At 70.4% G+C, this 12,920-nt stretch carries 11 protein-coding genes; 6 read left to right on the forward strand and 5 right to left on the reverse strand.

Features of this window, described 5'->3' with window-relative positions:
• The first annotated feature begins 331 nt into the window (after positions 1-331).
• The 5 genes from BLS56_RS24335 to BLS56_RS24355 are packed head-to-tail and all read left to right on the forward strand — an operon-like array spanning position 332 to position 4,776.
• A complete protein-coding gene (locus BLS56_RS24335; RefSeq protein ID WP_091455314.1) occupies positions 332-1,453 on the forward strand; it encodes a nucleotide disphospho-sugar-binding domain-containing protein in 1,122 nt (373 codons plus the stop codon).
• A gap of 31 nt (positions 1,454-1,484) precedes the next feature.
• Positions 1,485-1,745: an acyl carrier protein gene (locus BLS56_RS24340; protein ID WP_091455316.1), complete on the forward strand. Its 261-nt coding sequence runs from the start codon at positions 1,485-1,487 to the stop codon at positions 1,743-1,745.
• A 3-nt stretch (positions 1,746-1,748) separates the two neighbouring features.
• A complete protein-coding gene (locus tag BLS56_RS24345; RefSeq protein WP_091455317.1) occupies positions 1,749-3,242 on the forward strand; it encodes an amino acid adenylation domain-containing protein in 1,494 nt (497 codons plus the stop codon).
• A 26-nt stretch (positions 3,243-3,268) separates the two neighbouring features.
• Positions 3,269-4,393: a nucleotide disphospho-sugar-binding domain-containing protein gene (locus tag BLS56_RS24350; protein ID WP_091455319.1), complete on the forward strand. Its 1,125-nt coding sequence runs from the start codon at positions 3,269-3,271 to the stop codon at positions 4,391-4,393.
• Positions 4,394-4,428: 35 nt separating this feature from the next.
• The gene (locus BLS56_RS24355; RefSeq protein WP_091455320.1) at positions 4,429-4,776 is read left to right on the forward strand and encodes a nuclear transport factor 2 family protein; all 348 of its coding nucleotides are present in this window, start codon (positions 4,429-4,431) and stop codon (positions 4,774-4,776) included.
• Positions 4,777-4,902: 126 nt separating this feature from the next.
• On the opposite strand, the gene BLS56_RS24360 is transcribed toward BLS56_RS24355, so the two are convergent.
• From BLS56_RS24360 to BLS56_RS24380, 5 genes are all read right to left on the reverse strand, one after another.
• Positions 4,903-6,000, reverse strand: a complete 1,098-nt coding sequence (locus BLS56_RS24360; protein ID WP_091455322.1) for an acyltransferase family protein — start codon at positions 5,998-6,000, stop codon at positions 4,903-4,905.
• Between the two features lie 353 nt (positions 6,001-6,353).
• Positions 6,354-7,943: an ABC transporter ATP-binding protein gene (locus BLS56_RS24365; protein WP_091455324.1), complete on the reverse strand. Its 1,590-nt coding sequence runs from the start codon at positions 7,941-7,943 to the stop codon at positions 6,354-6,356.
• Positions 7,940-8,776, reverse strand: coding sequence for an ABC transporter permease (locus BLS56_RS24370; RefSeq protein WP_091455325.1), 837 nt, complete (start codon positions 8,774-8,776; stop codon positions 7,940-7,942). The genes BLS56_RS24365 and BLS56_RS24370 overlap by 4 nt, the downstream gene beginning before the upstream one ends.
• Positions 8,773-9,726 (reverse strand): ABC transporter permease, encoded by a 954-nt coding sequence (locus BLS56_RS24375; protein ID WP_091455327.1) that lies wholly within the window; start codon positions 9,724-9,726, stop codon positions 8,773-8,775. The genes BLS56_RS24370 and BLS56_RS24375 overlap by 4 nt, the downstream gene beginning before the upstream one ends.
• Positions 9,727-9,739: 13 nt before the next feature.
• Positions 9,740-11,260, reverse strand: a complete 1,521-nt coding sequence (locus BLS56_RS24380; protein ID WP_091455328.1) for an ABC transporter substrate-binding protein — start codon at positions 11,258-11,260, stop codon at positions 9,740-9,742.
• Positions 11,261-11,460: 200 nt separating this feature from the next.
• On the opposite strand from BLS56_RS24380, the gene BLS56_RS24385 reads away from it, so the two are divergent.
• The gene (locus tag BLS56_RS24385) at positions 11,461-12,918 is read left to right on the forward strand and encodes an MFS transporter (RefSeq protein WP_091455330.1); all 1,458 of its coding nucleotides are present in this window, start codon (positions 11,461-11,463) and stop codon (positions 12,916-12,918) included.
• Positions 12,919-12,920: the final 2 nt, after the last annotated feature.

Raw genomic sequence — 12,920 nt, forward strand, 5'->3', positions numbered from 1 at the left:
TGCCAGCAGGGCCCGCGACCGTCGTCGGCGGGGTGGTCCCCCAGGTGAGTCCCCTTCGTCGCGGGCTGGATCAGATGATCCGTCGGGCAGTCGTCCGGCGGCTCGCAGCATTGCGGCAGTCCCCTCGCGTGTCGCTTTGTGTACACGCGCTATCGACTTTTCACTCGGAAGTGTTGCCGATGTCCGGTAACTATTTAGCTCTGCGTGGTTCTTCGGGCTGATCTGGGTGCGCAACGTGCTCAGAAGTAGGCAGAGCGCGACGGGCGCGGTCAGAACACTGGGGTACGGCCGGTCAAGGCAGCAGTCGACACCCCCGGAGGAGCGTGCCGTCATGCGCGTTCTGTTCGCGTCCAACCCGCACCCATCGCACATGTTCCCGATGGTGCCGCTGGCCTGGGGGCTGCGCGCGGCGGGCCACGAGATCCTGCTCGCCACCACCGCCGACATCCTCACCAAGCCGACCGGCCTGCACGTCGCCGACATCGCTCCCGGGTTCGACATGGCCCAGGCCCGGCTCGACCTGGAACGCGACCACCCGGACGTGGTCTCCGAGATGCAGTCCAAGCCGTTCATGGACATGGACGGCTCGGCGTTCCTGTGGGCGCGGATGGCAGCGGGGCCCATCGGCGACGGCCTGGTCGACATCGCCGAGGCGTGGCGGCCCGACCTGGTCGTCTACTCGCAGCTGTGGCCCGCGGGCCTGCTCGCCGCCGCGAAGCTCAAGGTGCCCGCGGTGAGCCACGGCGTCGGGTTCATGCGCACCCGCGACCTGGAGGACCGGCAGTTCGAGGACATGGCGGACATCCGCGCCCGGCACGGCGTCACCGAGCCGCCCAGGTGCAGGCTGACCGTGGACGTCTCGCCGGAGAGCATGGCCGAGTCCGACGGCTGGAACGTGCGCTACATGCCGCACAACGGCGGCGGCGAGATCCCCCGCTGGCTGCTGGAGCGGCCGGTGCGACCCCGGATCGCGGTCACCCTCGGCACCGTGCTGCTCAAGCGGGTCGGGCTCAAGCCGGTCCGCAGGCTCGTCGACGAGGCCGCCAAGGTCGACGCGGAGTTCGTGCTGGCGTTGGGAAAGGTCGACTACGACGAGCTGGGACCGTTGCCGGGGAACGTGAAGTCCGGCGGCTGGGTCCCGCTTACCGCGCTGTTGCAGACTTCCCACGCGGTCGTGCACCACGCCGGTTCCGGGACCACGTTCACCGCGCTGCACGCGGGCATCCCGCAGCTCATGCTCCCGGTGTTCGGCGACCAGTTCGTCAACACCGAGGTCGCCGTCGAGCGCGGCGGCGCGCTGGCCGGAACACTCGCGGAGATCACCGCAGGCCAGCTCGAACGCCTGCTGCACGACGAGACCCTGGTCAAGAGCGCGCGCGACATCCGCCTGGAGATGGCCGCCATGCCGACCCCGGCGCGGCTGGCCCAGAAACTGTCCACTTTGGTCCACTAGGAAATCCCGCTAGGAAACAAGGAGAGAGACGATGACCTGGGACACGGAGTTCGAGTGCGTGATCCGCTGCTACCTGCCCAGCCTCGACATGGACGCGGCCCTGGAGCCGGACCTCGCGCTGCCCGCGTTCGGCCTGGACTCCATCGGCATGGTCGGCCTGGTCGCCTCCCTGGAGCAGATGTACGGCATCGTCTTCCCCGACGAGGAGCTCGTCCCGGCGAACTTCGCCACCCCGCGGGCGGCCTGGGCGACGGTGACCTCGCTCATCGCCCGCGACCGCATCGCGGGCTGAGCCATGCCGCCCCGGCCGCTGCACCACTGGTTCCTCGACGGGGCGCGCGCCAACCCCGACGGCGTCGCGCTGCGGATCAACAGCACGCTGTGGACCTACACCGAGCTCGACGCGCTCGCCCGCACCTGGGCGGGCGCGCTGGTCCGGCACGGCGGCTGCAAGCGGGTGGGGGTCCTCGCGGCGAAGTCGCTGGAGTCCTATGTGGGCTTCCTCGCGACGCTGTACGCGGGGGCGGCGTTCGTGCCGCTCAACCCGGAGTTCCCGGCCGAGCGCAACCGGGCCGTGCTCGCCGCGGCCGACGTCGACGCGCTGATCGTCGACCCGGCGGGCGCCGCGCAGCTCGACCAGCTCGGCGACCTGCCGCTGGTGCTGGCGGGCGAGCAGGTTCCGGGCGGCGTGGTGCCCGACAGCCGGGACGCGGTGGTCAGCCTGCCCGACGGCTCGCCGGACGAGCTGGCCTACATCCTGTTCACCTCGGGGTCGACGGGTGTGCCCAAGGGGGTGCCGATCCGGCACCGCAACATCGGCGCGTTCGTCGAGGTCTGCCTGGGCCGCTACGACGTGGGCCCGGCGGACGTGTTCAGCCAGGTCTACGAGCTGACCTTCGACCTGTCGATGTTCGAGGTCTGGGTGGCGTGGGCGAGCGGGGCGTGCCTGACCGTGCTCAACCGGTTGCAGGCGCTCAATCCGCTGCGGTACGTGCGCTCGCACGGGATCACGGTGTGGACGTCCACGCCGAGCCTGGTGGGGGCGCTGCGGACCCGGGGCGCGCTGCCCGCCGGGAGTATGCCCGGGTTGCGGCACACCGTGTTCTGCGGCGAGCCGCTGCCGGTGGAAAGCGCCGCCTACTGGCAGGCGGCCGCGCCGAACGCGGTCGTGGACAACCTTTACGGGCCAACGGAACTGGCGGTCGCCTGCACCGGGCACCGGTACGCAGGCGCGACAACCGAAGGCACCGTGCCGATCGGCGAGGTGTTCCCCGGAATGCGCTGCGCGCTGCTGGACGAGGACGGCGCGGTCGACCCGAGGGTGGGGGAGCTGTGCTTCACCGGCCCGCAGATGTTCGGCGGCTACCTCGACCCGGCCAACGACGTCGGCAAGTTCGTGGAACTCGACGGCGAGACCTGGTACCGCACCGGGGATCGCGCCCGGCTGACCGACGACGTCGGGCTGGTCCACTTGGGACGCAACGACAACCAGGTGAAAGTCCAGGGCTACCGCATAGAACTCGGCGACATCGAGAGCGCGGTGCGGGCGGCCGGGCCTGGCCTGGACGGGGTGGCGTTCGCCGTGGACGGCACGCTGGTCGCGTTCGTGACCGGTCCCGCCTCGACCGACCTCGCCGCGGTGGCCAAGCGGCTGGCCACCGTCCTGCCCGGCTACATGCTTCCCAAACACCTGTGGCGCACCGAGCCCGTGCTCACCGGCAACGGCAAGGCCGACCGGCTGGCGCTGCGCGCGGAAGCCGCCCGCAGGCTCGGCTTATCACTGTCCTGAACCACACACGAGGGGTACCAGAAGCCATGCGCGTCCTGTTCGCACCGAATCCACATCCGTCGCACATGGCGCCGCTGGTGCCGCTCGCCTGGGGGCTGCGCGCCGCGGGGCACGAGGTGCTCCTGGCCACCACCCGGGACATCCTGGTGCAGCCCACCGGGTTGCACGTCGCCGACATCCAGCCCGGGTTCGACATGAACCAGGCGCGCCAAGACCTCGAACGCGACCACCCGGACCTGATCAGGGAATTGGCGAGCAAGCCGTTCACCGAGATGGAAGGGCCGTCGTTCTTGTGGGCCCGCATGGGCGCGGGCCCCATCGGCGACGGCCTGATCGACGTGGCGCAGGCGTGGCGGCCGGATTTGATCGTGTACTCCCAGTTATGGCCCGCGGGCCTGGTCGCCGCGGCGAAACTCGGTGTGCCCGCGGTCAGCCACGGCATCGGTTTCATGCGCACCCGCGACCTGGAGGACCAGCAGTTCGCCGACATGGCCGACATCCGCGAGCGGCACGGCGTCGGCGGCATCCCCGAGATCCGCCTGACCGTGGACGTCTCCCCGGAGAGCATGGCCGAGTCCGACGGCTGGAACGTGCGCTACATGCCGCACAACGGCGGCGGCGAGATCCCCCGGTGGCTGCTCGACAAGCCAGAGCGCAAGCGGATCACCGTGACCTTCGGCACGATGCTGCTCAAGCGCGTCGGCGTGGAACCCGTGCGCCGCCTGGTCTCCGAGGCGGCCAAGGTCGACGCGGAGTTCATCCTGGCACTGGGCAAAGTGGACTACGACGCCCTGGGACCGTTGCCACGCAACGTGAAGCTCGGCGGCTGGCTGCCGTTGACGGCGGTGTTGCAGACCTCCGACGCGGTAGTGCACCACGCCGGTTCCGGGACCACGTTCACCGCGCTGCACGCAGGCATCCCCCAGATGCTCATGCCCGCCTTCGCCGACCAGTTCGCCAACACCAAAGCCGCCGTCGACCGCGGCGGCGCCATCGAAGGTGCCCTGCACGAGGTCACCGCGGACCAGTTGGACCAACTGCTCACCGACGAGACCCTGGTCAAAAGCGCCCGCGACATCCGCCTGGAAATGGCGGGAATGCCCACCCCCGCCCACCTGGCCCGCAAACTCGAAACCCTCGTAGCGGCCTGACTCGTGAACCCCCACTAATTGAGGAGAACCCCACTATGACCGCGCAGATCCACCCCATCTTCGCGCAGATGGCCGAGTGCACGGCCCGCAACGACCTCGACGGCCTGATGGACCTCTACCACCCCGAGGCCGAGTGGAGCCGCTTCCAGGGCATCCTCAAAGGCCGCGACGAAATCCGCGCCGTCAACGAGAAGTACTGGGCATTAGGCGTCGAATTCGTCTCGATGGACGAGTACATCGACAGCGGCGACACCATCATGACCCGCAGCACCATGCGCATCGACGGCCGAGAGGAAGTGGCCTTCGGCGCCTACGTCCTCAAGGACGGCAAACTCTGGCGCATCTTCGGCGCCGTCGAAGGCGGAGCCGTCGCCTTCTGGTAAGCCCGCACATCAAGGCCGCTGCCGGATGGCAAAGAGGAAGCCCCTGAGTGGTAACCCCACTCAGGGGCTTCCTTCTTGCGGCGGCCGAGGGCGCGTCGAGCGCGCCCGAACCCCTGGGCGACGTCGTCACCTCGCGGGCAGATCCGTGTGTTGCTTCGGCCGGGTCAGTGGCCGTTCCACGGTCACGTGCAGGGCCCACGAGAGCAGCACCGTGACCGCCAGCGCCAACGCCAGCACCGCCGCCCCGCCGAGCAAGCCCCAGGTCGTGCCGAGCAGGCGGTGGCCGTGGACCAGCACCAGCCAGTGGAGCAGGTAAAAGGCGAACGAGATCTCGCCCAGCCACACCATGCCCCGGCTCCGGAACGGCGAGAACGCGCCCCGGGCGTCCGCGGCCGCGGCGGAGGCGATGACCAGGGCCAGCGGCACGAGGGCGATGGCGACCTTGCAGTACAGGTACGGCACCGTGAACGCCGCCAGGTACGCCAGCCCCGCCACCAGCCCCGCCACCCCCAGTGACGGCGGCGTCCACCGACCGTCCCGCACGATCCGGGCGACGAACATGCCCAGAACGAACTCCAGCACGCGCGTCGGCGGGAACAGGTAGACGAACCAGATGGCGTAGAACGACATCGGCCCACCCGGCGTGGGCACCTGCGGGTCCGCGGGCAGCGACTGCGCGATCAGCGGCATGGTGAACACCAGGGCCACCACGCCACCCGCCCACCACCACAACCGGTCCACCCTGATCCGGCGGATTCCGGCGTGTAGCACAGGGAACAACGCGTAGAACAGCACCTCACACGCCAGCGACCAGGCCACGATGTTCGCGCTGTTCAACACTTCCGGCACCGGCGCCCAGGCGTGGACGAGCAGCAGGTTCGGCAGCACCTGCCACCCCACGGCCTGCCCCGCCCAGAGCGCGAGCAGGATCGCCACGGCCCACGTCACCACATGATTCGGGTAGATCTTCCGGGCCCGCCGCCCCCAGAACCCCCGCCGCGTGTCATCGCGGCGCGCGGTCCAGGTGAGAATGAACCCACTGAGCACGAAGAAGAACTCGACACCGAAGAACCCCGCCCGGCTGAACGCCTGCCCCACCGCGGCCGAGGTCCCCGGATCGGCGAACACTCCCTCGATGCTCGCGTGGAATCCGAACACCATCCCCGCCGCCACAAACCGCAGCCCAGTCAGCGACGGCAACCGCGTCCCCGTTGAGTCGGTCATCGCTCCCCCTCCAGCCAACCTTCGTGTCCACACGACGCTCCCACCGTTCCCGAAGCGCCCCGGGCCAAGCGCGCCCCACCGATCCCGCGCGCATCGGGTGATGCGTGCCCCGCCAACCCCGAACACTTTGGGCCAGGTTTGCCCCACTGATCTCGCACCCACCTGGCCAAGCGCGCCCACTCCGCCCCCGGAACGCACCTGTCCTCAGCCGGGCCCACACCGCGCAGGCCGCCCGTTACTGGCGAGTTATCCACAGCCCCCGCCCGCCCTCTTCCCTGCCCTGACCTGCGCCGATAGACTGGAGCAGGGCAGGCCCCCCAGGGTGGGTGGGGTTTGTTGTGCGGGGGTGGGGGCTAGGCGGCGCCTGCTTTTCGGGGGGTTCGGTTGGCCAGTTCGGTGCGGAGGGACGGGACGGCGGCGACCAGTTCTGCGGTCCACTCGTGTCGGGGGGCGCCGAGGACTTCGTGGACGGTGCCCTGTTCGGCGACCACGCCGGCGCGCAGGGACAGCACGCGGTCGGCCATGCGGGCGATGACGCCGAGGTCGTGGGTGATCAGGACGACGGCGAGGTCTTCCGTGCGGCTCAGCTCGGCCACCAGGTCCAGGACCCCGGCCTGCACGCGCACGTCCAGGCTTGAGGTGATCTCGTCGCACACCAGCAACTCCGGTTTCGCCGCCAGGGCGCGGGCGATGGTCACCCGTTGCCGCTGTCCGCCGGACAGCTGCCGGGGGTAGCGGGCCGCCATCTCGGCGGGCAGGCCGACCAGCGACAGCAGGCGGGTCGTCTCCGTCTCGGCGGCTGCCTTGTCCATGCCTTGCAGCACGCGCAGGGGGCGGGCGATGGCGGCGCCGACGGTGCGGCGCGGGTTCAGCGACCCGGCCGAGTCCTGCGGCACGAGTTGCACTTTGCGCCGCTGGTCCAGGGTTCGGTCGCGGACGTTGACGGGCATGACTTCGCCGTCCACCAGCACTTGCCCGGAGTCGGGGCGGTGGTGGCCGCTGACGCAGCGGGCGATGGTCGTCTTCCCGCTGCCTGACGCGCCGAGCAGCGCGACGCATTCGCCGCGGGCCACCTGGAACGACACACCGTCCGAAGTGGTCAGTTTGCGTCTGCCGCGGCCGTGGCCCGCGACGAGATCACGCACCTCCAACAGCGGAGCCGAAGCGCGCGCCGGGGTGTCCTTGTCGAACGCCTCCGCGATGTCCGGCACGGCGGCGACAAGCTCTGCGGTGTAAGGGTGTTTCGGCGCGGTCAGCGTCGCCGCGAGCGGGCCATCTTCCACGACCCGGCCAGAGCGCAGCACCACCAACCGGTCCGACAACCGGGCGGCGGCGATCAGATCATGGGTGATGAACAGCAGCGTGATTCCCCGCGCGGCGGCCAGTTCCTCGATCTGGGTCAGCACCAGGGCTTGCGTGATGACGTCCAAACCGGTGGTCGGCTCGTCGAGGATGAGCACAGCGGGCTCTCCGGCCATCGCCCTGGCCAGCGCGAGCCGCTGCTGCTGCCCGCCGGAAAGCTGGTGCGGGAACCGCCGTTGGAACACGCGGTCACCAGGAAGCCCAACGCCTTCGAGGTGCCGGGCGACCGACTTGGGCGACGGATCTGTCGCCAGCTCGGCGATCTGCCTGCCGACCCGCATCGTCGGCGTCAGCGCTGTCGCCGGGTCCTGCCCGAGGTAGGCGAACGAGTCACGGCGCAGCGCCCGCAGTTCCCGCTCGCCCAGGGAAAGCACGTCGCGGCCGTCGAACGTGATCGTCCCGCCCGCGGCCCGCAGGCCGGGACGGATGGCGCCCAGCAGCGCGGTGGCCAGGGTCGTCTTGCCGGAACCGGACTCGCCGACGATGCCGACCCGGTCGCCCGGCTCGACGCGCAGCGTGACCTGGTCGAGCACGGCCCGACCGGCTGTGTCGGCGACGGTGAGGTCGGAAATGGAGATCATGAGCCGATCTTTCCTGCGAGGCGGTCAAGAGCCAGGTTGGTGGAGACGGCGAGGACCGCGAGGCCGATGGCGGGCGCGACGACACCCCAGGGGGTGAGCGTGATGCCCTCCATGTTCTCGCTGATCATCGCGCCCCAGTTCGGGGCATCCGGGCCGAAGCCGAGGAAGCCCGCCGAGGCGGTGAGGGTGATCGCGATCGCCAGCCGGGTGCCCGCGTCGGCCAGGATGGGCCGCACGATGTTCGGCAGGATCTCGCGCAGCAGAATGGAAAACGAGCTGTCGCCCAACGCGACGGCCGCGTCCACAAATCCACTGTGGACAATCTGGACGGTTGCCGCGCGGGCGACCCGGGACACGAACGGCACACCGGTGATCACCACGGCCGCGATCAGCGTCGCGGTCGAGTAGCCCCAGCCGTTGAGCAGGATCAGCATCGCCAGGATCGGCGGGAACGCCAGGAACAGCGCGTCGAACCGGGACACGACCGCGTCGAACCAGCCGCCGAGATACCCCGCCGCCGCGCCGAGGGCGGTGCCGAGCACGGCGGTCAGCACGGTCGCCACGACCGGGATGACGATCAGCGGCCGCCCGCCGGTCAGCATCCGCACCCAGACGTCGCGGCCGGTCGCGTCGGCGCCGAGCGGCAGGCCGCCGCCCGCCTCGGTGTAGGGCGGCGCGACGATCAGGCTGGGATCGGCGCTGGTCAGCCAGGGCCCGGCGATCGCGAGCGCGGCGACCGCCAAACCGGGCAACAGGAACAGGATGCCGACCAGCCTGTGCCGCCGGACGGCGGGCGCGGGCGGCACCGCGCGGGTCAGGATGCTCTCGTTCATGCGGCCGTCCTCAGCTTCGGGTTGACGAGCAGGCCGATCAGGTCGGCGATCACGAGCGAGCCGATGATGATGCCCGCCAGCAGCAGCCCGACCCCTTCCAGGACCGGGGTGTCGTGGTGGCGGACCGCGTTGACCAGCGTCTCCGACAGTCCGGGGTAGTTGAAGATCTGCTCGATCACCGCCGTGCCGCCGAACAGCGCGCTCGCCAGCCACGCGTACGCCTGCGCGGCCGGGCCGATCGTGGCCGGGATCAGGTGCCTGCGGATCACCTGCCGCTCGGGCAGCCCGGCGAGCCGCGCCGCCTCCACATTGGGCGCGGTGTTGGCGTCGATCACGATCGCCCGGATCAGCCTGCTCGCCCACGCCGCCGCGAAGATCGTCAGCGACGCCACCGGCAGGATCAGGATTTCCGGCCGGTCGATCGGCGCGCCGCCCGCGGGCACCAGCGACACTGCGGGCAGCCAGCCCAGCACCGACGAGAACAGCAGGACCAGCAGACCGGCGATGACGAACTGCGGAATCGACACCGCCACCAGCGCCCCGCCGGAGAGCAGCCGGTCGATCCGGCTGCCCGGCCGCAGCCCGGCCGCGAGGCCGAGCGCGGTGGCGATGACGATCGTGGCCAGCGCCGCGAGCAGGGTCAGCAAAGCCGTGTCCGCCAACGGGATCGCGACGATCTCGGCGACCGGCGCGCGTTCCAGCACACTCACGCCGAGGTCGCCCTGGACCGCGTTGCCGATCCATTCCAGATACCGCACGGCAAGCGGCCGGTCCAGGCCGAGTTCCGCGCGGACCAGCGCGGTCTGCTCGGCGGTCGCGTTGATCCCCAGCGACGCCGACGCCGCGTCGCCGGGCAGCACCTCCGAGCCCGCGAACAGCACGACCGACACCGCCAGCAGCGTGCCCGCCGCCGCGAGCAGCCTGCGCAGGACGAAAACCAGTGCTCTCATGGGCTTTCCCCGCTCACGCCGACGCGCGCATGAACAGCGGCAGCGAGTCGCGCATCGCGACGTCGCGCACGCCGGGCCGGGACGCGTCGATCTGCTCCTGGAAGCCCCACACCACATCGCCGCCCTCGGCGTGGAACTGGCGCTGGATGGCGGCGAACTGCTCGGCGCGCTTGTCGTCGTCCACGGTCTGCTGCGCGGCGGTGAGCCTGCGGTGGTGGTCCTCGCCCGCGCCGGTCACGTTGAACGGCGCCTTCGAGTTCGTGACCGCGGCCAGGTGCACGGCGGCGGGCCGGTTCAGGTAGTAGAAGCCCTGGAACGGAACCGTGGCAAGGGATTTGAGGTCGGCGTAGTAGGTGTCGGCCGGGACCTGCTGGAGGTTCAGCTTCACCCCGGCCTGCCCGAGCTGCTGGGCGAACAGCTGCGCGGCGCCCACCATTCCCGGGACCAGCTCGGCGATCCGCAGTGTCAGCTCGCTGATTCCGGCCTCGCCGAGCAGCTTCCGCGCCTGGTCGAGGTCCTGGGTGCGCTCGGGCAGGTCTGCGTAGCCGGGCAGGCCGAGGCCGATCACGTCGTTGGCAGGCGTTCCCAGGCCCAGCAGGGAGTTGTTCACCAGCGCCGCGCGGTCCACGGCCAGCCGCACGGCCTTGCGCACCCTCGGGTCGTCGAACGGCTTGAGCCGCTGGTTCATGCTGAACGACAGCCCGTTGGAGTTGGCCGCGCCGCCGCGGCGCAGCTCCAGGGTCGAGTTCGCCCGCTCCGCCTGCGCCCCGGTCGCGCTGATGCCGACCGCGTAGTCGATCTCGCCCGCCTTGAGCGCGTTGAGCCGCGCGGGCGCGTCGGCCATCCGCACGATGTCCAAACGCGACAGTGGCGGCCGCTGGCCCCAGTAGTCCTTGTTGCCCAGCAGCACCACGTTCTTGCCGTCGTTGGTCTCCAGCCGGTAGGGGCCGGAGCCGTCCGCCTTGGTGAAGTCGGTGGTGCCCTCGGGGAAGACGACCGAGAAGATGACCAGGATCGCCTCGCGGAAGTCGCCGCGCGGGCGCTTGAGCGGCACTTCGACGGTATTCGTGTCGACGACCTTGATGTTGGCGCCGTCCACGTCGGCGTAGACGGAACTGCGGGTGCTCTTGGGCGCGCCGATGGTTCGCAGGCTGTAGGCGACGTCGGCGGCGGTCACCGGCCTGCCGCTGTGGAACTTCACGCCCGGCCGGATCCGGATCGTCCAGCGCGTCGCGTCGGCGTTGGGCGTGACGGACTCGGCCAGGCCTAAGGCGTACTTGCCGTTGTCGATGAACATCAGCGAGTCGTAGACGTGGTGCAGGACCATCAGACTCGCGCCGTAGCCGATGGCCCTCGGGTCGAGCGCGGTGCTCTTGGTCGCGTCGGCGATCCCGATGCGCAGGGTCGACGTGCCCCCTGCGCCGCTGCCCGAGGCCCGCGACGCGCAGCCGGTGAGCGCCCCACCGCCGGTGACGGCGGCGGCGAGCGCGGACAACTGCAGGAATCGGCGGCGGTCGATGGTGGTGGGAGACATGTCGGGAGGCTCCTCGCTCGGATCGCTCAGACGGCGGTGAGCCACCGAGGGTGCCGAACCCGTTCGTCACCGTCTGCACAAATCTGTGCAGCGCCAATCACACGTCCGTGTGCTCAGTTCTGAGCATTCCCCGGCGCGGCCCCGCCCATACCGTCAGTCCCACCCGTGTCACCGCGCGTACCCACCAGGGAGAGGCTCTTATGTCGGACACATTCGAGCGGGTAGAGGAGACCGCCAAGGCGCCGCCCACCGCGGCCGCCGCGGGCAAGGTCGTCCTGCTGACCCTGCTGCTGGCCGAGTTCATGGTCCAGATCGACGCCACGATCGTGAACGTCTCGCTGCCCAGCATCCAGACCGAACTCGGGTTCACCGGCAACAGCCTGGCCTGGGTCGTCAACGGCTACATGCTGCTCTACGGCGGCCTCCTGCTGCTCGGCGGCAGGCTCGCCGACGTCTACGGGCGCAGGCTCGTGCTGATGACCGGCGTGTCGGTGTTCACCGTCGCGTCGGTGGTCTGCGGCCTCGCGCAGGACCCGGTCACCATGGTCCTGGCCAGGGCGGTGCAGGGCATGGGCGGCGCGGCGGCGGCCCCCGCGGTGCTGTCGCTGATCATCACCATGTTCGCCGAGGGGACCGCCCGCAACAAGGCGCTGGCGGCCTGGGGCGGCGCCAGCGCGGGCGGATCGCTGTTCGGCCTGCTCATCGGCGGCGTGCTGACCTCGACCACCGACTGGCGGTGGATCTTCCTGATCAACCTGCCGATCGGCGTCGCGATCGTCGTCCTGGCCCCGATCGTGCTGAAGGAGAGCAAGGCGGACAAGCGCCCGTCTCTCGACGCGGCCGGGGCGGTGACCATCACCGCGGCGCTGCTGATCATCACCTACGCCCTGCTCGACGCGCACAGCGGCGGCAGCGCGTTCTCCCTGTCGTCTCTGGTCCTGCTGGCCGTCGGCTTGGCCCTGGTCGGCGTGTTCATCGGCCTGGAGAAGCGCCACCACGACCCGGTGATCCCGCTGACGCTGTTCCGCAACCGCAACACCGCGGGCTCACTGGGAGCCACCGCGTTGTTCGGCACCACCCAGATGGGCTACTTCTTCTTCGTCACCCTGTACCTGCAGAACGTCTTGGGCCTCAGCGCCATCCAGACGGGTCTGTCGTACCTGCCACTGCTCGCGGGCTACGCGGTCACCGCGGGCATGGCCACGAAGATCATCGCCGCCAAGGGCGTCCGCACCGCGCTGGTGCCCGGCCTCGTCAGCGTCACGGTCGGTATGGCCTGGCTGTCCCAGGTCCCCGCGGACGGCTCCTACTGGGTGAACGTCCTGGGCCCGACCGTGCTCGCGGGCATCGGCCTCGGCCTGACGTTCGTGCCACTGTCGATCTCGTCCACCGCGGGCATCGATCCCCGCAACGCGGGCGCCGTCTCCGGCCTGTTCAACGTCGCCATGCTCGTCGGCGGCGCGGTCGGCATCGCGGTCCTGACCACCGCGGCCGCGTTCACCGGCCCCATCCCGATGGCTCCACTCACCGCGCCGACGTCCGAGGCCATCGGCGGCTTCGAGGGCGTCTTCCTCGCCGGGGCAGGCCTCGCCGCGCTCGCGCTGCTGGTCTGCCTCACGGTCCTGCGCGTTCCCAAGCAGACATCTGAAGCAACGTAAGG

It is taken from the genome of Actinokineospora iranica (assembly GCF_900101685.1).
GTDB lineage: Bacteria > Actinomycetota > Actinomycetes > Mycobacteriales > Pseudonocardiaceae > Actinokineospora > Actinokineospora iranica.

Excerpts from the sequence above, each read along its gene's own strand:
- BLS56_RS24380 (WP_091455328.1), bottom strand. The coding sequence starts at position 11,260 with ATGTCTCCCACCACCATCGACCGCCGCCGATTCCTGCAGTTGTCCGCG.
- BLS56_RS24340 (WP_091455316.1), top strand. The coding sequence starts at position 1,485 with ATGACCTGGGACACGGAGTTCGAGTGCGTGATCCGCTGCTACCTGCCC.
- BLS56_RS24375 (WP_091455327.1), bottom strand. The coding sequence starts at position 9,726 with ATGAGAGCACTGGTTTTCGTCCTGCGCAGGCTGCTCGCGGCGGCGGGC.
- BLS56_RS24385 (WP_091455330.1), top strand. The coding sequence starts at position 11,461 with ATGTCGGACACATTCGAGCGGGTAGAGGAGACCGCCAAGGCGCCGCCC.
- BLS56_RS24355 (WP_091455320.1), top strand. The coding sequence starts at position 4,429 with ATGACCGCGCAGATCCACCCCATCTTCGCGCAGATGGCCGAGTGCACG.
- BLS56_RS24365 (WP_091455324.1), bottom strand. The coding sequence starts at position 7,943 with ATGATCTCCATTTCCGACCTCACCGTCGCCGACACAGCCGGTCGGGCC.
- BLS56_RS24335 (WP_091455314.1), top strand. The coding sequence starts at position 332 with ATGCGCGTTCTGTTCGCGTCCAACCCGCACCCATCGCACATGTTCCCG.
- BLS56_RS24370 (WP_091455325.1), bottom strand. The coding sequence starts at position 8,776 with ATGAACGAGAGCATCCTGACCCGCGCGGTGCCGCCCGCGCCCGCCGTC.
- BLS56_RS24350 (WP_091455319.1), top strand. The coding sequence starts at position 3,269 with ATGCGCGTCCTGTTCGCACCGAATCCACATCCGTCGCACATGGCGCCG.
- BLS56_RS24360 (WP_091455322.1), bottom strand. The coding sequence starts at position 6,000 with ATGACCGACTCAACGGGGACGCGGTTGCCGTCGCTGACTGGGCTGCGG.
- BLS56_RS24345 (WP_091455317.1), top strand. The coding sequence starts at position 1,749 with ATGCCGCCCCGGCCGCTGCACCACTGGTTCCTCGACGGGGCGCGCGCC.